This is a genomic window from Pseudomonas sp. KCJK8993, from assembly GCF_046230915.1.
GTDB classification, from domain to species: Bacteria; Pseudomonadota; Gammaproteobacteria; order Pseudomonadales; family Pseudomonadaceae; genus Aquipseudomonas; species Aquipseudomonas piscis.
This window is the reverse complement of sequence record NZ_JBJJLO010000090.1, coordinates 1-19238: the sequence shown is the minus strand read 5'-3', so window position 1 is coordinate 19238 and position 19238 is coordinate 1. Positions and strand designations below refer to the sequence as shown.

The following is a 19238-nucleotide window of genomic DNA, read 5'->3' as shown; positions in this document are numbered from 1 at the left end:
GAACATGAACGACGCTGTCGCCAGTCCCGCGTTGACCCACTTGGATGCCCAGGGTCGGGCCAACATGGTGGATGTCACCGCCAAGCCCGCCACCGACCGTGAGGCCCTGGCCGAGGCCTGGGTGCGGATGCACCCGGCCACCCTGCAATTGCTGGAGGACAACGGCCATCCCAAGGGCGACGTATTCGCCGTGGCCCGGATCGCCGGGATCATGGCGGCGAAGAAGACCCATGAGCTGATCCCCCTGTGCCACCCCTTGCTGCTCACCCAGGTCAGCGTCGAGCTCGCCGCCGTGGCGCCGGACCGGGTGCGAATCACCACCCGTTGCCGGCTCAACGGTGCCACCGGGGTCGAGCTGGAAGCGATGACCGCTGCCAGCGTCGCCGCCCTGACTGTCTACGACATGTGCAAGGCGGTGGATCGCGGCATGGTCATCGAGGGCGTGCGGCTACTGGAGAAGCACGGCGGCAAATCCGGTTCATTCATCGCAGGAGAACAGCCATGATCCTCATCCACTACTTTGCCCGCTACCGCGAACAGCTGGGCAGCGGCGGCGAGAAGCTGGCGCTGCATGCCGAGCTGCGCACGGTTGGCGATGTGCGCCGGTTGCTCATGGCCCGGGACGAGAACTGGGCCCGGGTCCTGGGGGAAAACAGCCTGATGTGCGCGCTGAACCAGGACCTGTGCAAGCTCGACGCGCCCATCGAGGACTTCGACGAGATCGCCTTCTTTCCGCAAGTGACGGGGGGCTGAGGCATGGGTGTCCAGGTCCAGCAACAGGCCTTCAGCCTCGATGCCTTGAACACTGCCCTGCAGGCCGGCGATCCGGCCGTGGGGGCGGTGGTGACCTTCGTCGGCTACGTGCGCGACCTGAACCTGGGGCAGGCGGTGCAGAGCCTGTTCCTCGAGCATTACCCGGGCATGACCGAGCGCTCCTTGCAGGACATCGTGGCACAGGCCGAGCAGCGCTGGCCGCTGCTGCGGGTCGAGCTGGTGCATCGGGTCGGGCTGCTGCGGGTCGGCGAGCCGATCGTCTTCGTCGGCGTGGCCAGCGCCCATCGCCAGGCCGCCTTCGAGGCCTGTGACTTCATCATGGATTACCTGAAGACCCGCGCGCCGTTCTGGAAGCGCGAAGTCACCGACAGCGGCGAACATTGGGTCGAAGGCCGTGCGAGCGACCAGCAGGCCGCCAGCCGCTGGCAGCAACCCTGAGCACCTGCGGTAGATCTGGAACCGACTCTGGGTGGCGAGGGCGCTCGCTGCCGCTCGGCAGCGCAGGCCGTAGACCCGAACCCTCGCTATACCTGATCGAGCGCCTGCCCAAGCGGATGGCCAGGCTGCGCCTTGCAGCGCGAGTAACTTCCCGCGCCACAGAAATGCCGTGCGGTCACACCGGGCTGTAGATCCGTGGCGGGCTGCGGTGGGGGACGTGGATCAGGTTGAGGTGGTGCTTGTTGGCCCACTGCACGGTCAGGGCGGTGGGCGCCGAGAGGCTGACCAGGGTGCCCAGGCGTGCCCGCACGGCCTTGTGGATCAGCTCCAGGCTGCAGCGGCTGGTGACCACGGTAAAGCCCAGGCGTGTATCGATCCCGGCGTGGAGCAGGGCGCCGATCAGCTTGTCCAGGGCGTTATGGCGACCGATGTCTTCCTGGCACAGGCGCACCTCTCCCTGTTCATCGAAGTACAGCGCCGCATGCAGGGCGCCGCTGCTGCGGGCCATGAGCTGGGCCTGCTCGATGCGCTCGCGCAGGCCCTGCAGGTGCTCCACCGGCGGCAGTGGCGTCGGTTCCAGCACCTGGAGCTGCGGCAGGGCCTGCTCCAGGGCTTCGACCCCGCACAAGCCGCAGCCGCTGGTCCCGGCCAGTTGCCGGCGATGGTCCTTGAGGGCCCAGAAGGCCCGGCTGGAAATCTGCACGTCGGCCTGGCAGGCCTGGGGGAAATGGCTCAGGCGGATGTCGTAGATCTCGTCCAGGCCGGTGACGATATCGTTGGTGATGCTGAAGCCACGGATGAAATCCTCCAGGTTGCCCGGAGACACCATCATCACTGCCTGGCTCAGGCCGTTGTAAGTGATGGCCAGGGCGGTCTCGGCGGCCAGGGGCGCGTGGGCCTCTTGCGGCGAGCCGTATTCGCGATAGGCCACGCTCTGCGGCGCCGGGGCCGGTGCGTTGGCCTCGGGCTGTTGATCCGCTTGTTCGATCCGGCAAACCATGCATCCACCTCTTGCTATTGCTGCGCCCGCAGGCGCGCTAAACGGTCATTCGCCCTTGATCGCGAACAGCTTGCGAGCTTCGGCGAAACACTTCTCGGCAATCGCCGATCGTGGTTCGGTCTTGCGCATCACCATGCCCAGGGGCGCCAGCACACTGGCGTCGGGCAGGCTGATGAAGGCCAGGTTCTCGATCGGCGAGTCCAGGCCGCTGTCCAGGGGCATGATCGAGCAACAGAAGCCCTCATGGATGGCCTGGAACAGCTGGTAGGTCGAATCGCTTTCCAGGATCGGCTGCGGGTTGAGGCCGCGGCTGCGGAAACTCAAGTCGATGGACTTGCGATAGTGCATGCCGGTGCTGAGCATGCCCAGCGGCAGTTCAGCGGCCTCTTCCCAGCTCATCTCGTTGCCTTCGAAATGAAAGTGCCGGGTGTCGTACAGCAGGCCGACCCGGGTCTCGCCGATCTCGAAGAAGTCCAGGTAGTTGGGATTGACGTGGTCCAGGTAGCAGACCCCCAGGTCCAGCTGGTTGTTGCCGATCTCCTCGATGATGCGGTCGGAGCTTGCGGACGACAGGCTGAACTTGAGCTCGGGAAAGCTCGCCGACAGCTTCTGCACGTAGCCGATGGGGTTGAAGCCGCTCAGGGGCACCAGGCCCAGGCGCAGGTTACCCACCAGTTGCCCGCGGCAGGCCGCGGCTTCGGCGAACAGCCCGTCATGGGCGGCGAGCAGGGTCTTGGCCCATGCCAGCACCCGTTCGCCGGCTTCGGTGAAACCCTCGAAACGCTGGCCCCGGGTCACCAGGATCAGGTCCAGCTCGTCCTCCAGGTTGCGCAGGCGCATGGACAAGGTCGGCTGGGTGATGTGGCAGCGCGCGGCAGCCTGGCCGAAGTGGCGGGTCTGTTCCAGCGCGATCAGAAACTTCAGTTGCTTGATGTCCACAATGGCACCTGTCGTGGGAGGGTCGTCATCAGTATTAACGCAGAGGTTCAAGCTGTGGGAAGACCCGAAGATCGTCCCGGGCTGTTGCGCCAGCCTTCAGGCCGGGGAGCCGGGGGGTGTTTCAGACAGTAGTTCAGGGCTGTTGAAATTGCTCAGCCGGGGATCGTCGGCGGCGCAGCGCAGGGGCGTCAGGCCCGATATACGCAGGGCCCGCAGCAAGCTGCGCTCGCCCTGGTCCCAGGCCTGGCGCAGATCGCCCAGCACTCGCGTCGGCAACAGGCTGAACATGGGTTGCCATTGGCCGTCCTGCTGCACCATCACCGGTTGTTCGCCAGCACCGCGGGCTTGCCACAGGGCCTCGATCAAGGCGCCATCGATGCATGGGGCATCGCAGGCCAGCACCAGCAGCCAGGGGTGCCGGGCCTGGGCCAGGCCGGCCAGGACACCGGCCAGCGGGCCGGGAAAATCCTGCTGGGCATCGGCCACCAGCTGGTCGGCGTAGGGCCGGTACTGCTCGGCGTTGCGGTTGCAGGAAATGATCAGGTCGTCGCTCAGGGGCCGCACCACGTCGTGCACATGGGCAATCAGCGGCCGGCCGCGCCAGGGCACCAGGCCCTTGTCCCGGCCGCCCATGCGCAATCCGCGCCCGCCTGCCAGCAGCAGGATCGAGCAGGGCAGGGGAGTGGCGCTGGCAGGTCGGGTCGGGGTCATGGGTCACGGGCATGTCAGGTCGATGGCGGGCACGATCTCATTGTCTGTCCGCGGCGTCCAATCGGAACATTCGAATGGCTGATCGATCCGGCTTATCAGGCCCTGACACGGGCCTGGCGACGATAGAGCGGGTCGATAATCCGGTCAGCCAGAACGATTAGACAGCCGCGCTTTGCGGCCTTTAGCCTGGGTCCATGATTTTTATCTTGGCGGTCGGAGAGTGACATGAGCGTGAAGGCGGATGCGTTGTTTGTACCTTTGAATATTGCCGTGCTGACGGTCAGCGATACCCGGGAATATGCCACCGATACCTCCGGGCAGTTGCTGGTCAGCCGCTTGCTCGAAGCCGGGCACACCCTGAGCGAGCGCAACCTGCTCAAGGACGATCTGTACAAGATCCGCGCCCAGGTCGCGACCTGGATCGCCGACGAGCGCATCCAGGTGGTGCTGATCACCGGCGGCACCGGCTTCACCGGCCGCGACAGCACCCCGGAAGCCGTGGGCTGCCTGCTGGACAAGCGCATCGATGGTTTCGGCGAGTTGTTCCGTGCGATCTCGATCCTCGATATCGGCACCTCCACGGTGCAGAGCCGGGCCCTGGCCGGGCTGGCCAACGGCACCCTGGTGTGCTGCCTGCCGGGCTCCACCGGCGCTTGCCGGACCGCCTGGGAAGGCATCCTCGCCGAGCAGCTGGATGCCCGGCACCGGCCGTGCAACTTCGTCCCGCACCTCAAGCCGGTGCAGGCCTGCGAGTCCCGCGGATGAGCCAGGGCAAGCTGATGCCGGTGGAGCAGGCGCTGGCCAGCCTGCTGGCCATGGCCGATGCCCGGCAACTGGACCAGAGCCAGGAGCTGGCCCTGGACCAGGCCCGGCAGCGGGTCCTGGCCTGCGACCTGGTGGCGACCCTGGATTTGCCGCCCTGGCCCAACAGCGCCATGGACGGCTACGCCCTGGACCTTGCCCACTGGGACGGCCAGCCCCTGCTGGTGGCGCAGACGGTGTTCGCCGGTCGGCCCGGTACGCCGTTGCAGCCGGGCACCTGCGCGCGGATCTTCACCGGCGCCCCGGTGCCCGCCGGCGCCGACTGCGTCGAGATGCAGGAGAACGTCGAGCGGCTGGATGATGGCCGGGTGCGTTTTACCCAGGCGCTCAAGCCGGGGCAGAACATCCGTCCCCAGGGCCAGGAGAACCGCGCCGGCCAGGTACTGCTCGAGGCCGGCACGCGCCTAGGGCCCTTCGAGCTGGCGGTGGCCGCCGCCCAGGGCTGTACCCGGTTGCCGGTGGTGCGCAAGCCCCGGGTGGCGCTGCTGTCCACCGGTGACGAGCTGCTGGAGCCGGGCATGCCGCTGCGCGAAGGCTGCATCTACAACAGCAACCGTACCTTGCTCCGGCATTGGCTCGATGCCCTGGGCTGCGAGGTGATCGATGCCGGGATCCTGCCGGACCAGCCGCAGCAGACCCGGCTACGGCTCGAGCAACTGCAGCATGGGGCCGACCTGATCCTCACCACGGGCGGAGTGTCCGCGGGCGATGCCGACTGCCTGGGCCAGGTGCTGCGCGACAGTGGCCGGCCGCTGTTCTGGAAACTGGCGATCAAGCCCGGCAAACCGTTGACCGTGGGCTACTTCGGCCAGGTGCCGGTGATCGGCCTGCCGGGCAACCCGGCCTCGGCCCTGGTGACCTTCGGCCTGCTGGCCCGTGCCTACCTGCTGCGCATCCAGGGCGTGGGCGAGGTCGAGCCTCTGGGCGTCATGGTGCCGGTGGCCTTCGACTGGACCCGGGCCGGCAGCCGTCGAGAGTACCTGCGCGCGCGCCTGGAGCAGGGGCGGGCGGTGCTCTATCCGAACCAGAGCTCCGGGGTGCTGCTGGGGGCCTGCTGGGCCGATGGCCTGGTGGAGATTCCCGAAGGGCGGACCCTGCAGGCCGGGGATCTGGCGCGCTTCATTCCGTTCAGAGAGCTGTTCTAGATCTTCCAGTGCCGGGCGCTCTTGGCCAGGCGCTGGCGCATCTCGCCGAGGGTCGCCACCAACTGCCGGGTCAGCAGCCGGTAGCCATCCGGTGCCGAGTGCGCCGGTGCTTCCAGGGCATTGCCCGGGCTGGCCTCCAGGGGTTTTTCCAGGCGCTGGGTAATGCCTGACTGCAGGGCCCGGGCCATGCCCACCAGGTGCATGCGGATCTGCCGGTGCTCGGCCTTGAGGCCCAGTTGCATCTGCGCCATGGCCTGGCGGTCGCCAGCATCGGGGCGGGTATTGCCGAGGATCTCCAGGGTGCTGATGCACATCCGCAGGTTGCGCTGGATGGCGTCCAGCTCGGTCATGGAAATCCGCACTTCCTTGGACACCGAGGGCATCAGCGAGCGCAGTTGCAGCATGGCGCTGTTGACCCGCCCGAGCAGCCTCAGGTGCTCGTCGTCGGTCACCGATTGGCCCTTGGTGATCCGCCCGTACAACTGCGCGCAGTCGCGCAGGGCGCCGGCCAGGTTGTAGCGCCAGGAGTACACCGCGTATAGCGGGATGGCGAAGGAAAACGCCAGGGCCAGGGCGATGCCGATCAGGATATCCACCGCCCGCCACAGGCCGTCGCTGACCTGGTTGTCGCCATGGCCGGCGACGATGAACACGGTGATCGCCGCCAGCAGCGCGGTGTAGCCGCCCTTGCCGATGGCGTGGTAGGAGAAATAACCGCAGACCGCCGACATGCCCAGGTAGGTCAGCCAGGGCTGGCCGAAGTACGCCTGCTGCACGATCAGCAGCAGGCCGACCCCGGCGCCCACCAGGGTACCGATGGCCCGCTCGGCGGCTTTCTTGCCGATGTTGCCGTGGTGCTGCAGGCCGCCGATCACCACCAGCATGGTCACCGAGGCCCATTCGCCGTGGGGCAGGTTCAGGCCGGTGGTCAGGAGGATCGTGGCGATCAGTCCGAGGACCACCCGCACCGCGTGGATCAGTCGGGCATGGCGATAACGCCGGTACGGGTCGAGCACTGGCCGCAGCAGATGGCGCAGCCAGGAGGGCAGGCGTGTGCCCCGCAGGTGTTTGAACGGGCCCAGACCGGTTTCTCCTGTGGTGGGTGAAAGGCAGCGAGTGGAGGGAGCCTGCCAGGCAGGCCCCCGGGCCTTGCTAGAAAATGTAGTCGGTGGTCAGGAAGCTGGAGTCGCGGTTGCGGATGATGTCGCTGATCAGCTCCTTGTTGCGCGCCTGGAACTTGGTGGCCACCAGGGTGCGGATCGAGAAGGTGCGCAGCGCGTCATGGACCGACAGCGTGCCCTCGGCGGAGTTCTTGCGGCCGTTGAAGGGGAAGGTGTCCGGGCCGCGCTGGCATTGGGCGTTGATATTGATCCGCCCCACCTGGTTGGCGAAGGCGTCCACCAGCTTGCCGATCTGCGCCGGGTCGCTGCCGAACAGGCTCAGTTGCTGGCCGAAGTCCGACTCCAGCACGTAGTCGATCACCGTCTCCAGGTCGCGATAGGGCACGATGGGCACCACCGGGCCGAACTGCTCCTCGTGGTACACGCGCATCTGCGGGTTCACCGGGTACAGCACCGCCGGGTAGAAGAACGAGGCCCGGGACACGCCGCCATCGGGGTTCACCACCTGCGCGCCATGGGCCTGGGCATCGGCCACCAGGCCCTGCAGGTAGTCGACCTTGGTGTTCTCCGGCAGCGGGGTCAGGGCGACGCCGGGCTCCCAGGGCATGCCCGGCTTGAGGCTGTGCAGCTTGGCATTGAATTGCTCGATGAAGCGCTGCACCACCGCTTCGTGGACGAACAAGATCTTCAACGCGGTGCAGCGCTGGCCGTTGAACGACAAGGCGCCGGTCAGGGCTTCGCTGACGGCGTTGTCCAGGTCGGCATCGGGCAGCACGATTCCCGGGTTCTTCGCGTCCAGGCCCAGGGCCGCGCGCAGGCGGTGCGGCTTGGGGTGGAGTTTCTTCAGGTCGCTGGCGGCCTTGTTGGTGCCGATGAAGGCGAAGATGTCGATCTTGCCGCTGGCCATCAGGGCGCTGACGGTCTCGCGGCCGCTGCCGTAGATGACGTTGATCACCCCGGCCGGGAAGCTGTCGCGGAACGCCTCCAGCAATGGGCGGATCAGCAGCACGCCGAGCTTGGCCGGCTTGAACACCACGGTGTTGCCCATGATCAGCGCCGGGATCAGGGTGGTGAAGGTCTCGTTGAGCGGGTAGTTGTAGGGCCCCATGCACAAGGCCACGCCCAGGGGCACGCGGCGGATCTGGCCGAGGGTGTCCTGCTCCAGTTCGAAGCGGCTGGAGCGCCGGTCCAGTTCCTTGAGCGCGCCGATGGTGTCGACGATGTAGTCGCAGGTGCGGTCGAACTCTTTCTCCGAGTCCTTGAGGTTCTTGCCGATCTCCCACATCAACAGCTTGACCACCGCGGTGCGCTGCTCGCGCATGCGCGCCAGGAAGGCCTCCACATGCTGGATGCGCTCGGCCACGCGCATCGTTGGCCAGGCGCCTTGGCCCCGGTCGTAGGCGCGCACGGCGGCGTCCAGGGCGCTGAGGGCGGTGTCGGCATCCAACAACGGGGTACTGCCGAGGATCACCTGCCGGTCGCCGTCGGCGCCTGTGAGGTAGATCGGGCTGCGGACCTGGGCCAGGGGGCCGTTCCAGATACGCAGCTGGCCATCCACCAGGTAGTCGCGTTGCTCCACCGGGTCGGGCAGGCGATAGGCTTCGGGGATGTCGCTGGCGGTTGGAAACAGGTTGCTGAGGACTTTGGCTGTGGTCATGACTCTACCCCGTGTTGGAAATGGCTCTGGCGCGGATGACAGGCGATTCGTCGTTCCTGGGTTTATCAGGCTGTTGAAAAACGACCTGCGTTGCCATCGCTGCGTTGAAAACAGTCTGGTGCGCCAGCCCGGTCAAAATGCTCATTTACCTGGGGTAAACGGCGCTTTTTCGCCTGTTTTCGCCTTGCGCTGGCTGCTTCGCCCATGTTTTTCAATGGCCTGTTATACGCCTGAACGGCCGGGTTCTTCAGCAGTTTCTGCGCTCGGCCGGCAGGCGGTCATGGTTCGAGATTAAACGTTTCAGCGAATGCCCGGCAACTGTTCTCGGCGGCCTGCGCCAAGCCTTGGCCGCAGGCGGTTCGAGCACAGGCCGGGCGCTTTGGCCGGCTGTCCGGCCAAGTCCCCTTGGCTGGCCGCCAATGCCCTCAACCCGGGGGCTCCGGTGCCTTAGTGTTGCCCTGTGAGGTGGATCCCATGGCCGGGATCGACCCTTTGCCCGGCTGCCCCGAGGACTGCCTATGCCCAGCGTCACCCTTGTGTTTTTCCCCCCGTTGCGGCGCTTGCTCGCCCCGGCCTGTCGCGGCGCCCTGGTACTGGCCCTGGGCTTGTCCCTGGGCGCTTGCGGCGATGCCGAGCCGCCGGCTTCCGGGCGCGTTGACGCGACTCGCCAGAGCCCGGCCGACCCGGACCTGGCGCGGATCTACGACAGCAGTTGCAAGCTGTGCCATGCCAACCCGGCTTCCGGCGCGCCGCTGGCCGGCGATGCCAAGGCCTGGGCCCCGCGGCTGGCCCAGGGCGCCGATACCCTGCTGGACCACAGCATCAACGGTTACCAGGGCATGCCGCCCATGGGCCAGTGCATGCAGTGTTCCGAAGAGCAGTTCCTGGCGCTGATCCGCTTCATGTCCGGCCATTCATTCCAATAAAAATACAAGGTCACCTTCCATGGTCATGCACCTCTCTCGCCGTCGCCTGTTGCAAGGGGCCGGCGCCCTCGGCGCATTCACCGCGCTGTGCAGCAACCCGCTGATGGCCGAACTGGTCCGCGCCCCGCGGCTGATTCCCTGGCGCAACTGGTCCGGCGCGCAAAGCTGCCTGCCTGAGGCACGCCTGGCGCCCAAGGACCTGGACGAGCTGGTCCAGGCGATCCGCAAGGCCCCGGGCAAGATCCGTCCGGTGGGCTCGGGGCACTCCTTCAGCGCCCTGGTGCCCACCGACGGCACCTTGCTGTCCCTGGCCTATTTCAACGGCCTGCTGGAGCACGATCCCAAGACCCTGCAGGCGGAGTTCGCCGGCGGTACGCCGATGTCGCTCATGGGGCCGGCGCTCAAGGCGGTGGGGCAGGCCCTGTGGAACATGGCCGATATCGACTACCAGACCCTGGCCGGGGCGATTGCCACCTCGACCCATGGCACCGGGGTCGGCTTCGGTTCCTATTCGAGCCAGGTCTGCGGGTTGCAACTGGTGACCGCCGCTGGCCAGGTGCTGGACTGCGACCGCCAGCGTAACGCCGAGGTGTTCCATGCCGCGCGGGCGTCCCTGGGGGCGCTGGGGGTGACGACCCGGGTGCGCTTGCAGAACCGCGAGGCCTATCGCCTGCGGGAGAAGCAGTGGATCGCCAAGACCGACGAACTGCTGGAGGACATGGACCACCTGACCCGCAGCAACCAGCATTGGGAAATGCTCGTGGTCACCCATTCCGACTACGCCCTGGCGGTGGCGCTGAACGAAACCACGGACCCGGCCACCGCGCCTCGCGATCCGGCCGAGGAGGGCGGCAACGAGTTCGTCAGCCTGATCGAGAACCTGGACAAGTACGTCAGCGATTTTCCCGACACCCGCCGCCACCTGCTCAACAGCCTGCGCTGGCTGGCGAGCTTCGATGAACGGGTGGGCGATTCCTACCAGGTCTACGCCAACGTGCGCAGCGTGCGCTTCAACGAGATGGAGTACTCGGTGCCGGCGCACCTGGGGCCGGCCTGCCTGCGCGAGATCCTCGCGCTGATCCATGACAAGGACCTGCGCACCTGGTTTCCCATCGAGTACCGCTACGTCAAGGCCGACGACATTCCCCTGAGCATGTTCGAGGGGCGCGACAGTTGCTCGATCTCGGTGCACCAGCACTACAGCATGGACCACCACAACTTTTTCGCCGCGGTGGAGCCGATCTTCTGGAAGTACCAGGGGCGCCCGCACTGGGGCAAGCACCACAGCCTCAACGCCCGCCACCTCCAGGCGCTGTACCCGCAATGGCAGGCTTTCGCCAAGGTGCGCCAGGAGCTGGACCCACGCGGCACATTCATCAACGCCCACCTGGCCTCGGTGCTGGGGGTGGCATGAAGCGGAGATCAGCACCATGAACCGTCGTCGTTTCATGGCCGGCACCCTGGGGGCCGGCGTCTTGTTGGCGGGTGTCGGCGCCTGGCTGCGGCCGGGCGAGCGGGGCGCGCCCTACGATGCCTATTTCGCCGGGCTCAATCGCGAGCTCAAGGCCAACGGGCCGATGCAGCCGGTGATGCTGATCGACCTCGATCGCCTGGACCACAACATCGACGTGGTCAAGCAATCGGTGCAGCGCGGCGGCAAGCACCTGCGCCTGGTGGAGAAATCACTGCCGTCGCCCGGGCTGCTGGCCTATATCGCCCAGCGTGCCGGGACCCGGCGCTTGATGTCGTTCCACCAGCCGTTCCTCAACCACGATGCCCAGGTCTTCGCCGACGCCGACATCCTCCTGGGCAAGCCGCTGCCGGTGCGCGCCGCCGAATTGTTCTACCAGCAGCACCAGGGCCCGTTCGATCCGGCTCGGCAACTGCAATGGTTGCTGGATACTCCCGAGCGCCTGCAGCAATACCTGGCGCTGGCCCAGGGCCTGGGCACCAGGATGCGCATCAATATCGAGCTGGATGTGGGCCTGCACCGTGGCGGGGTGGCGGACAACGCGGCCCTGGGGCGGATGCTGGCGTTGATCGCCGCTCACCCGCAGCACCTGGAATTCGCCGGGTTCATGGGGTACGACCCGTTCGTCGACATGGGCGTGCCGGGGATCCTCGGCTCGCCGGAAGGTCTGTTCGCCAAGGTCATGGCGATCTACACAGGCTTCGTCGACTTCACCCGCCAGCAGTACCCGGCGCTGTGGCGCGCGGGCCTGACCCTGAACACGGCCGGCAGCCCCAGCTATCGGCGGCACGAGCAGGAATCCCTGAGTACCGAGGTCTCGGTGGGCACGGCGATGCTCAAGCCCAGCCACTACGACCTGCCATCCCTGGAACAGCACCAGCCGGCGGCGTTCATCGCCACCCCGGTGCTCAAGAGCACCGGGCCGGTGCGGGTCCCGGCCCTGGATGACAAGTCACGGCTGTTGTCCTGGTGGGACAGCAACCAGCGCGAGACCTTCTTCATCTACGGCGGGCACTGGCTGGCGGATTTCGAATCGCCGGCGGGCTTGCAGAGCAACGGCCTGTTCGGTCGCAGCTCCAACCAAGAAATGGTCAACGGCTCAAGCGCCGTGGGCCTGGCGGTGGACGACCATATCTTTCTGCGCCCGCAGCAGAGCGAAGCGGTGTTGCTGCAGTTCGGCGACCTGCTGGCCCTGCGCGGCGGGCGCATCGTCGAGCGCTGGCCGGTCTACGCCTGACCCCCATGGCAGCGGCTACCCGAAGCCTGTAGCCGCTGTCGAGCCACGGCGAGGCTGCGCCAAGGTCCGCAGGACCTTCAGCGATGCCTGGACCGCCGTGGCCTTGCAGGCCATGCGCAGCCTGCGGCGGCTGCACGAAACCGGCAGCCGCCGAGCGGGCTCACAGGGCGAAAGGAATGGTCAGCTTGGCCCAGAGCATGTCGCCCTCGGGGCGGTTCTCCACATCGAACTCCTTGGCCCAGCGGATCTCGGCGCTGGCGTACTTGAGAAACCGCAGGTGCAGCGCCGGGCCGATGGCGAATACCTGGCCGCGCACGCCGTCGCTGACGTCCTCGCCCATGAAGGTCACGGTCTTGCCGAACTGCTTGTCGTCGGTGGTCTGCTTCAGGTAATAGCCGTTGAGCCCCAGGCTCAGGTCGTCGGTCACCCGGTAGCTGGCCGAGTAGTCGAAGTGGAAGATCTGCCCGGAGCGGTAGTGGGTGGCGTGGTTCTCCTTGTTGAAGCTGTAGGTGCTCTTGAACGACAGCTCGGTGCGCTCGGTGGGCAGCCAGGTCATGGAGAACAGAGGCTTGTAGGTGGTGAAGTTGTTGCTGGTGTTGGCCATCCGCTCCTTGTCGTATTCGCCTGTGGGCAGGGTCACCTCCACGGCCGCGGCCAGAGTCAGGTCGGGGCCCATGTCCCAGAGGATGATCGGCGCCAGGGTGGTGTCGCCCATGCTCTCGCGGCGGTCGCTCTGGCCGAACATCGCCACCTGCTGGCGCAGGTAGGGCTGGGCCGCGTAGCCGCCCAGGCGCCCGCCGAAGATGCGTATCGGGCTGAGGTAGTCCAGGCGCGGGATGATCGCGTCGGAGGTGATCTTGACCCCCGGGACCTTGCCGCCCATGGAGCTGATGTCGAGCTTCTTCGCCTGGTAGTGGTTGTAGTAGAGGTTGAAGGAGAACATGTGGTCCGGAAGCTGGTCGGACCCTAGCGGCAGGACGTAGAAACCGTCGGTGCCGGGACCGATGTTGTCGACGCCGGACTCGGTGGCCTGGACGCTCACGCAGCACGTGGCCAGGACCAGGGCCAGGCCTGGGCGCAGGGGAAAACTGGGACGGGTCGGGTGCATGGTTGGGCTCATTCTTATTGTTAGTAGGAGGGCAGCGGCGGGGGCACCGGCCGCCCCATAGAAATAAGCCCTGGCCGGTTCGTGGGGCAGGGTATTGGCGGCCACCCAGGGGGACTTTGTCGGACACTTTGCAATGCCTTGTTACATTCCTCCGCCAAAGCCTGTGGGAAGGGATATGCTTGGCCTGGCCGGTGCAGCCTTGGCAGCGGTGTTGTCCCGACAAAATAAGAACAGCCGCCCAAGCGGCCCGGAATCGCCTCCATGAACAAAGCCGTCGATCCCCATGACCAGCTGGCACTGGTTTCACCTTTCCTGTTGCAGACCCTGGCCGATGTCGCCAACGACAAGGGCATCAGCGCCGAGCGCCTGTGCCGGGGCCTGGGCTTCACCCAGGAGGACCTGCAGGACCCGACCCTGCGCATCTCCTACCGCCAGGCGGTGGCGATGATCGAACGGGCCCTGGACGCGTTGCCCCAGCAAGGGCTTGGGCTGTGGGTCGGCAGCCGCAACGTGCTGGGCACCCTGGGCCTGCTGGGCCATGCCCTGTCCCTGTGCCGGACCCTGGGCGACGCCTTCGAACTGGGCATCCGCCACCAACACACCTCGGGCACCATCGTCAGTGCCGATATCGGGCGCCAGGGCGAGGAGTTCTTCGTCGAGCTGCAATGCCGGTTGCCCTACGGCGAGGTGCAGATCTTCGCCGCCGAGGAGTTCTTCGCCAGTTTGCTGATCTATGGCCGGGCGCTGTTGAGCGCTGACTTCCAGGCGCTGCGGGTGGAGTTCATGCATGCCGCGCCGGCCTATGCCGGGCTCTATACCCAGTTGCTGGGACCGAACGTGCACTTCGGTTGCCTGCACGCGCGCATGGTGATCGAGGCCCGCTGGTTGCAGGCGCCGCTGCCCAACCACCATCCGGTGGCGCTGCGCCAGGCCCTCAAGCTGCTGGAGCTGGAAAGCGCCCAGGTGCACCAGAAGATGGACCTGATCCAGGCGGTGGAGCGGGCCTTGTCCCGGGATTTGCGCTCCGGCAGCCATATCGAGCAGGTGGCGGGGGACCTGAACATGAGCGGGCGCACCCTGCGCCGGCGCCTGACCGAGCACGGCCTGACCTTCGAGACCCTGCTGGAACGGGTGCGCCAGGCGCGGACCCTGAACCTGCTGGGCAACCCCGAACTGTCCATCGAGCGCATCACCGAAGAGGTGGGCTACAGCGACGTGCGCAGCTTTCGCCGGGCCTTCAAGCGCTGGACCGGCCTGAGCCCCAGCGCCTTTCGCGAAGACGCGGCGTTGCATTGAGCGGGTCTGGCGTTTCTGCGGCCGCTGCGCGCCCGTACGCAGCCTGCGGCAGCGGCTACGCGAATCCGGTGTAGCCGCTGTCGAGCCAGGGCGAGGCTGCGTCAAGGGCCGCGGGCCCTTCAGCGATCGCAAGATCCAGGTGATCCTGCGGGTCGCGCACGGCCTGCGGCGGCGGTAAACTCCGCGCTTTCATTCAGGAGTTCCCATGAGTTACTACCAGTCCGGCATCCTCGCTGCCCCCGTTCCGTCCCAGGCCCGCCACCTGTTTTTCGCCCTCGAGTCCATCGCGGCGTTGCCCCAGGCGCTCGACCAATTGCTGGCGCGGATCGATGGCGCCAGCGCCGTGGCCGGGTTCGGTGCCTCGCTGGTCAAGGCCCTGGGGGCTCGTGTGCCAGGACTGAAGGCCTTCCCCGGACTGACCGGGGTCGGCGTCGATAACCCTTCGACCCAGCACGCCCTGTGGGTCTGGTTGCATGGCGACGAGCGAGGCGAGCTGATGCACCGCAGCAATGAACTGGAGGCCGCGCTGGCCCCGGCCTTTCGCCTGGTGCAGATGAACGAGGCCTTCCGCCACAAGACCGGCCATGACCTGACCGGCTACGAAGACGGCACCGAGAACCCCCAGGACGAGGCAGCAGCCACGGCGGCCCTGGCCGTTGGCGAGGCCGGGCTGCGCGGTGGCAGCTTCGCCGCGATCCAGCAGTGGCAGCATGATTTCAAGGGGTTTGCCGCGATGCAGCCCGAAGAGCGTGACAACATCATGGGCCGGCGCCTGAGCGACAACGAGGAACTGGACGACGCTCCGGTCTCGGCCCACGTCAAGCGCACGGCCCAGGAAAGCTTCGCCCCCGAGGCCTTCCTCGTACGGCGCTCGATGCCGTGGCTCGAAGGTGACAAGGGCGGCCTGATGTTCCTCGCCTTCGGCCATTCCTTCAGCGCCTTCGAAGCCCAGCTGCGGCGCATGAGCGGCCTGGAGGACGGCATCACCGATGGCCTGTACCGCATGAGCCGGCCGATCACCGGTGGCTACTACTGGTGCCCGCCACTGCTGGACGGCAAGCTCGACCTGCGCGCCCTGCAAGCGGCCTGACTGGCACTCCACCCCGCCGCCCAGGGGCGCATGGCAGCTAACGCCGATTGCCGGCCAGCGGCAGGATGGCCAGGAACGACAGCGCGCAGATCGCCATGGAGGCCAGCAGTAGCAGGCCAAAGTCCAGGGTATCGCCCAGTAGCCAGGCGGCGAGGGACGGGCCCACGGCCAGGCCGCCACAAATGGCCAGGTTGGCCAGCACCACCAGCTTGCCGCCCTGGCGGTCGTAGTCGCTGATCGCCGAGAGCAGGAAGGGCAGGGCGAAGGTCCAGGCGAACTTGAAGGCGCAGGCCGCCAGCAGGTAGCGCCAGGTGGAGATCTCGCCGAGCAGGCCGCACAAGCCCGCGGTCATGGCCAGGTAACCCAGGGCCAGCAGCCAGGCACGCCGGCCCCGGGCTCCGATCCAGCTGGCCATGGCCGCGCCCGCCACGCCCATCAATGAAGCCGTCGCCAGGGCGCTGGCACTGTCGCCGGTGCTGATGCCGCGCAGGCGTGCCAGTTCGCCGGCGAAGGTCCTGATGCCGCTGAGGCTCAAGTAGAAAAGAAAGATCGCCAGCATGCCCAGGCAGACCTTGAGCCGCATCGCCTGGGCCTGGCGTGGCGGCAGTGGGCGGCTATCGTCGTGACTCCCGGCGGGCAGGGAAAGCACCAGCGGCAAGATCAAGGCGGTGAACAGCGCGATCAGCAGGAAGAAGCTGGAAACGCCCCAGTGCTCGAACAGCCATGGCATGAACTGCAGGCACAGCGCCGCCAGGACCAGCTGCCCGGTGACCCACAGGCCGAACGCGCGGGTGGCGTTGGGCAAGGTTCCGGCGGTGCCCAGGCACACCAGCACCAGCGCGGCTTCGCTGAAGGCCGTGAGAAATCGCAGGGCGGCCAGGAGGCCGAAGCCGGGGCTCGGCTCGCTCATCAGCCAGGCGCTGAACAGGTTGCCCAACAGGAACAGGCTGCCGGCCAGGCCGGCGATCCAGCGCCAGTCGTAGCGGCGCATCCACAGGTAGGTCGGCAGGGTGGAGATGGCCATGGCGCCCAACTCCAGGCTGAACAGCCAGCCGACCTGGCGGTTATCCATGCCCAGTTCGACGATGTAGCGGCTGGCCAGGGCCGGTGCCGTCAGCAGCACCAGCGGCCCGATGGCGGAGAACAGGAGCACCGCCAGCAGGCGCAGGCGGTCGCGGCTTTGCGCCATGTCGATGGCTGGAGCGGATGGCACGCTCATGAGTCTCGCTCCGGCTGCTCCAGCAGCGGTGAATGCAGGCTGGCCTTGAGCTGGGCGATCCACTGCCGCTGGTGTTCGGCCAGTTCCTGGCCCGGCAGGGCGCGCATGGCGCTCAGGTGGGGATCGGCGATACCGCTTTGCAGGCCGCTGAGGGTCTCGATCACCGCCAGGCCGAAGTACGGCACCGAGTTGGCCTCGTAGCCGCCTTCGTGGCACAGCACCAGGCGCCCGTCGCACAGGCGCTCGGCGGCGAGCATCAGCCGGGCCGTCAGTTTGCGGTAGGCCTCGCTGTGCAGCAGCATGCGGCCCAATGGGTCGTGGGCCCCGACATCGAACCCGCAGGGCACCAGGATCAGTTGCGGACGGTGGGCGGCCAGGGCCGGCAGCACTATTTCGTCGAAGGCATGCAGGTAGGCGCCTTCCCCTGAGCCCGGGGGGAGCGGGATATTGAGATTGAAACCCAGGCCGGCGCCTGCCCCTTGTTCCTCGACCTTGCCCGAATCCTGCGGATAGTTGCCGTCCTGGTGCAGGGAGAGGGTCAGCACCCGTGGATCGTCCCAGAAAATGCTCTGGGTGCCATTGCCGTGGTGCACGTCCCAATCCACCACCGCGATCCGTTCCAGGCCATGCACCGCCAGGGCTTCATGGGCGGCGAGCGCGGCATTGGCCAGCAGGCAGAAGCCGCGTCCACGGTCGGCTTCGGCATGGTGTCCAGGCGGGCGGACCAAGGCGTAGGCATTGCGCGCATCGCCACGCAGCACCTGTTTGACGGCCTCGATCACCCCGCCGGCGGCGAGCTTGGCGATCTCGAAGCTGCCGCTGCCGAACGGCGTATTGTCGCCGGCGTCGCCACCTTGCCGGTCGCTGAGGCCTTGCAGGTATTGCAGGTAGTCGGCGCCATGCACGCGCAGCAGTTGTTCGTCGGTGGCGGGCCTGGGCTTGATCGGCAGCAGTTGTTCGGTGATGCCGCTGATATCCAGCAGGTTCTTCAGCCGCCGCTTGCTTTCCGGGTTCTCGAAGTGCAGGCCGGGCTGGATCTGCAGGCCGGGGGCGAACAGGCCGGCATGGTTGCCGGTGGAATGCCACATGTAGAGCTCGTGCCAGACAAGTGCCGTTTGCATGGAGTCATTGCCTCTCTGGCGCACGGGAGTACGCCGGTTCTCGGGGTGCTGTCGGGGAGGGTGCGAGCCGAGGTTAGAAAGGCTGGGGCCATCGATAAATACACCCGAGGAGGTAGGGGCGGCAGGCGCTCCTTGGCCTGGCCCCAGGGCAAGTGTTTCCTTCGGAAACAGCCTTGGCCGGGGCGAGCGTCACGCCAGGGCAGGTGGGCGTGAGGCTTGCTTGAGAAACAGGTCGCACAGCTGCATCTGCGAGGACACCGCAAGGCGTGCGTAGATATTGCGTCGATGCACCTTGACCGTGCCGGGGCTGATGCCCAGATGCCGGGCGATGAGCTTGCCGGGGTTGCCTTGCAGCATCAGGCTCACCACTTGCCGCTCCCGCGGGGTCAGGAGTTCCCCGGCAAAAGTCGCCAGTGCCTGCTCCAGGGGGCTGGTGGTGCTGGGCGGTGCGCGATGCTGGTCGCTGTAGCTGCGCAGCAGGTGCTGGAGGATCGGGTAGATGTTGTGCAGTGCTTGCAGCTCCTGGGTGCTGGCCAGGCAGCGCGAACGCCTGCCGATGGACATGACCAGGGTGGTCTGGGCATCGACGGGCACCAGCACGCCGATTTCATCGGCCAGGTCCAGCTCCTGGTAGTAGTGCCGGTAGTAATCGGTGTCGCGCAGCTGGCAGGTGCGCTGGTTGATGCGCAGGATGCCGCTGGTGCGGCCATCGACGATGGAGCAGGACACCGGGTCCAGGCGGTAGATGTCGTCCAGGTAACGCGCGATGTAGCGTTCGTGGTGCTGGGCGGGATAGTCCTCGTAGAGGATCTGCGGACGGCAGCCTGCGCGATAGGACTTGATGACCACGTTGTCGTGGGCCAGCAAGGACTGCAGGGAGTACGACAGCAAGTCCGGGAACCCCGGGTGGGCGCTGTTCTCCAGCAACCTGGCGAGCATCTGGTGCCAGTCGGCCATTTCCCACTTCGCCAGCGGCTTGGTCAGTTGCATGGGTATCCCCCGTTCGCGTGTTCTGGGCGGCTGTCGGTATTGGCAGCAAATGCAGTGCCATCTCGGGCTTGGCCAAGATTTGCGCGGCGCCCTGTTCGCCAAGGCCCGCCGCCGCTTGCCCAGCGCTCGATCGGACGAGTGGTGTTCAGAGATTTCGTACGATTCTTGTAAGA

At 66.8% G+C, this 19238-nt stretch carries 20 protein-coding genes; 11 read left to right on the top strand and 9 right to left on the bottom strand.

The window, feature by feature from the left end; all coding sequences use genetic code 11:
- Positions 1–4 precede the first annotated feature (4 nt).
- From moaC to moaE, 3 genes are read left to right on the top strand one after another with little or no spacing between them, the layout of a single operon-like run.
- On the top strand, positions 5–505 hold the full coding sequence (gene moaC, locus ACK6AU_RS23500; protein ID WP_185700803.1) for a cyclic pyranopterin monophosphate synthase MoaC: 501 nt from the start codon (positions 5–7) through the stop codon (positions 503–505).
- Positions 502–753: a MoaD/ThiS family protein gene (locus tag ACK6AU_RS23495; RefSeq protein WP_185700804.1), complete on the top strand. Its 252-nt coding sequence runs from the start codon at positions 502–504 to the stop codon at positions 751–753. Before moaC ends, ACK6AU_RS23495 begins: the two co-directional genes overlap by 4 nt.
- Positions 754–756: 3 nt before the next feature.
- Positions 757–1212 (top strand): molybdopterin synthase catalytic subunit MoaE, encoded by a 456-nt coding sequence (gene moaE / locus ACK6AU_RS23490; protein ID WP_185700805.1) that lies wholly within the window; start codon positions 757–759, stop codon positions 1210–1212.
- 175 nt (positions 1213–1387) lie between these two features.
- Here moaE and fdhD read toward each other — a convergent pair whose 3' ends face one another.
- The 3 genes from fdhD to mobA form a co-directional block, all read right to left on the bottom strand.
- On the bottom strand, positions 1388–2212 hold the full coding sequence (gene fdhD / locus ACK6AU_RS23485; RefSeq protein ID WP_241107270.1) for a formate dehydrogenase accessory sulfurtransferase FdhD: 825 nt from the start codon (positions 2210–2212) through the stop codon (positions 1388–1390).
- Positions 2213–2257: 45 nt separating this feature from the next.
- Positions 2258–3151 carry a LysR family transcriptional regulator gene (locus ACK6AU_RS23480; RefSeq protein ID WP_185700807.1) on the bottom strand — a complete coding sequence of 298 codons (894 nt, stop codon included), beginning with the start codon at positions 3149–3151 and terminating at the stop codon, positions 2258–2260.
- Between the two features lie 96 nt (positions 3152–3247).
- The gene (mobA, locus tag ACK6AU_RS23475; RefSeq protein ID WP_409301700.1) at positions 3248–3862 is read right to left on the bottom strand and encodes a molybdenum cofactor guanylyltransferase MobA; all 615 of its coding nucleotides are present in this window, start codon (positions 3860–3862) and stop codon (positions 3248–3250) included.
- 225 nt (positions 3863–4087) lie between these two features.
- Here mobA and moaB point away from each other — a divergent pair, with 225 nt between their 5' ends.
- On the top strand, positions 4088–4627 hold the full coding sequence (moaB, locus tag ACK6AU_RS23470; protein WP_185700809.1) for a molybdenum cofactor biosynthesis protein B: 540 nt from the start codon (positions 4088–4090) through the stop codon (positions 4625–4627).
- Positions 4624–5829, top strand: coding sequence for a gephyrin-like molybdotransferase Glp (glp, locus tag ACK6AU_RS23465; RefSeq protein WP_409301698.1), 1206 nt, complete (start codon positions 4624–4626; stop codon positions 5827–5829). The genes moaB and glp overlap by 4 nt, the downstream gene beginning before the upstream one ends.
- Here the strand turns inward: glp and ACK6AU_RS23460 are convergent.
- Entirely contained in the window at positions 5826–6866 is a 1041-nt protein-coding gene (locus ACK6AU_RS23460; RefSeq protein WP_409301719.1) for an FUSC family protein, read from the bottom strand. The two genes, glp and ACK6AU_RS23460, sit on opposite strands and share 4 nt — an antisense overlap.
- A 115-nt stretch (positions 6867–6981) precedes the next feature.
- The gene (locus tag ACK6AU_RS23455; RefSeq protein WP_185700811.1) at positions 6982–8607 is read right to left on the bottom strand and encodes an NADP-dependent glyceraldehyde-3-phosphate dehydrogenase; all 1626 of its coding nucleotides are present in this window, start codon (positions 8605–8607) and stop codon (positions 6982–6984) included.
- Here ACK6AU_RS23455 and ACK6AU_RS23450 point away from each other — a divergent pair.
- The 4 genes from ACK6AU_RS23450 to ACK6AU_RS23435 all read left to right on the top strand — a co-directional run bounded on the left by ACK6AU_RS23450 (position 8606) and on the right by ACK6AU_RS23435 (position 12241).
- Entirely contained in the window at positions 8606–8902 is a 297-nt protein-coding gene (locus ACK6AU_RS23450; protein ID WP_409301695.1) for a hypothetical protein, read from the top strand. The two genes, ACK6AU_RS23455 and ACK6AU_RS23450, sit on opposite strands and share 2 nt — an antisense overlap.
- A gap of 223 nt (positions 8903–9125) precedes the next feature.
- Positions 9126–9533 (top strand): cytochrome c5 family protein, encoded by a 408-nt coding sequence (locus ACK6AU_RS23445; protein ID WP_185700812.1) that lies wholly within the window; start codon positions 9126–9128, stop codon positions 9531–9533.
- Positions 9534–9636: 103 nt separating this feature from the next.
- Complete coding sequence (locus ACK6AU_RS23440; RefSeq protein WP_409301717.1) at positions 9637–10947, top strand: D-arabinono-1,4-lactone oxidase; 1311 nt, start codon at positions 9637–9639, stop codon at positions 10945–10947.
- An 85-nt stretch (positions 10948–11032) separates the two neighbouring features.
- A complete protein-coding gene (locus ACK6AU_RS23435) occupies positions 11033–12241 on the top strand; it encodes a DSD1 family PLP-dependent enzyme (protein ID WP_409301715.1) in 1209 nt (402 codons plus the stop codon).
- Between the two features lie 160 nt (positions 12242–12401).
- On the opposite strand, the gene ACK6AU_RS23430 is transcribed toward ACK6AU_RS23435, so the two are convergent.
- On the bottom strand, positions 12402–13349 hold the full coding sequence (locus ACK6AU_RS23430; protein ID WP_185700813.1) for a transporter: 948 nt from the start codon (positions 13347–13349) through the stop codon (positions 12402–12404).
- Between the two features lie 261 nt (positions 13350–13610).
- Here ACK6AU_RS23430 and ACK6AU_RS23425 point away from each other — a divergent pair, with 261 nt between their 5' ends.
- On the top strand, positions 13611–14645 hold the full coding sequence (locus ACK6AU_RS23425; protein WP_185700814.1) for an AraC family transcriptional regulator: 1035 nt from the start codon (positions 13611–13613) through the stop codon (positions 14643–14645).
- 205 nt (positions 14646–14850) lie between these two features.
- Positions 14851–15735, top strand: a complete 885-nt coding sequence (locus ACK6AU_RS23420; RefSeq protein ID WP_409301692.1) for a Dyp-type peroxidase — start codon at positions 14851–14853, stop codon at positions 15733–15735.
- Between the two features lie 37 nt (positions 15736–15772).
- Here the strand turns inward: ACK6AU_RS23420 and ACK6AU_RS23415 are convergent, their stop codons facing one another.
- The 3 genes from ACK6AU_RS23415 to ACK6AU_RS23405 all read right to left on the bottom strand — a co-directional run bounded on the left by ACK6AU_RS23415 (position 15773) and on the right by ACK6AU_RS23405 (position 19065).
- Positions 15773–16954: an MFS transporter gene (locus ACK6AU_RS23415; protein ID WP_409301690.1), complete on the bottom strand. Its 1182-nt coding sequence runs from the start codon at positions 16952–16954 to the stop codon at positions 15773–15775.
- Positions 16951–18075, bottom strand: a complete 1125-nt coding sequence (locus ACK6AU_RS23410; RefSeq protein WP_409301688.1) for a class II histone deacetylase — start codon at positions 18073–18075, stop codon at positions 16951–16953. The genes ACK6AU_RS23415 and ACK6AU_RS23410 overlap by 4 nt, the downstream gene beginning before the upstream one ends.
- Positions 18076–18264: 189 nt before the next feature.
- Entirely contained in the window at positions 18265–19065 is an 801-nt protein-coding gene (locus tag ACK6AU_RS23405; protein WP_409301686.1) for a LuxR C-terminal-related transcriptional regulator, read from the bottom strand.
- Between the last annotated feature and the right edge of the window lie 173 nt (positions 19066–19238).

Bases quoted from the DNA above. Each gene is read 5' to 3' on its own strand.
- ACK6AU_RS23420 (WP_409301692.1), top strand. From the start codon at position 14,851: ATGAGTTACTACCAGTCCGGCATCCTCGCTGCCCCCGTTCCGTCCCAG.
- mobA (WP_409301700.1), bottom strand. From the start codon at position 3,862: ATGACCCCGACCCGACCTGCCAGCGCCACTCCCCTGCCCTGCTCGATC.
- ACK6AU_RS23445 (WP_185700812.1), top strand. From the start codon at position 9,126: ATGCCCAGCGTCACCCTTGTGTTTTTCCCCCCGTTGCGGCGCTTGCTC.
- ACK6AU_RS23450 (WP_409301695.1), top strand. From the start codon at position 8,606: ATGACTCTACCCCGTGTTGGAAATGGCTCTGGCGCGGATGACAGGCGA.
- moaC (WP_185700803.1), top strand. From the start codon at position 5: ATGAACGACGCTGTCGCCAGTCCCGCGTTGACCCACTTGGATGCCCAG.
- glp (WP_409301698.1), top strand. From the start codon at position 4,624: ATGAGCCAGGGCAAGCTGATGCCGGTGGAGCAGGCGCTGGCCAGCCTG.
- moaE (WP_185700805.1), top strand. From the start codon at position 757: ATGGGTGTCCAGGTCCAGCAACAGGCCTTCAGCCTCGATGCCTTGAAC.
- ACK6AU_RS23430 (WP_185700813.1), bottom strand. From the start codon at position 13,349: ATGCACCCGACCCGTCCCAGTTTTCCCCTGCGCCCAGGCCTGGCCCTG.
- ACK6AU_RS23425 (WP_185700814.1), top strand. From the start codon at position 13,611: ATGAACAAAGCCGTCGATCCCCATGACCAGCTGGCACTGGTTTCACCT.
- ACK6AU_RS23455 (WP_185700811.1), bottom strand. From the start codon at position 8,607: ATGACCACAGCCAAAGTCCTCAGCAACCTGTTTCCAACCGCCAGCGAC.
- ACK6AU_RS23415 (WP_409301690.1), bottom strand. From the start codon at position 16,954: ATGAGCGTGCCATCCGCTCCAGCCATCGACATGGCGCAAAGCCGCGAC.
- moaB (WP_185700809.1), top strand. From the start codon at position 4,088: ATGAGCGTGAAGGCGGATGCGTTGTTTGTACCTTTGAATATTGCCGTG.
- ACK6AU_RS23410 (WP_409301688.1), bottom strand. From the start codon at position 18,075: ATGCAAACGGCACTTGTCTGGCACGAGCTCTACATGTGGCATTCCACC.
- ACK6AU_RS23440 (WP_409301717.1), top strand. From the start codon at position 9,637: ATGGCCGAACTGGTCCGCGCCCCGCGGCTGATTCCCTGGCGCAACTGG.
- ACK6AU_RS23405 (WP_409301686.1), bottom strand. From the start codon at position 19,065: ATGCAACTGACCAAGCCGCTGGCGAAGTGGGAAATGGCCGACTGGCAC.
- fdhD (WP_241107270.1), bottom strand. From the start codon at position 2,212: ATGGTTTGCCGGATCGAACAAGCGGATCAACAGCCCGAGGCCAACGCA.
- ACK6AU_RS23495 (WP_185700804.1), top strand. From the start codon at position 502: ATGATCCTCATCCACTACTTTGCCCGCTACCGCGAACAGCTGGGCAGC.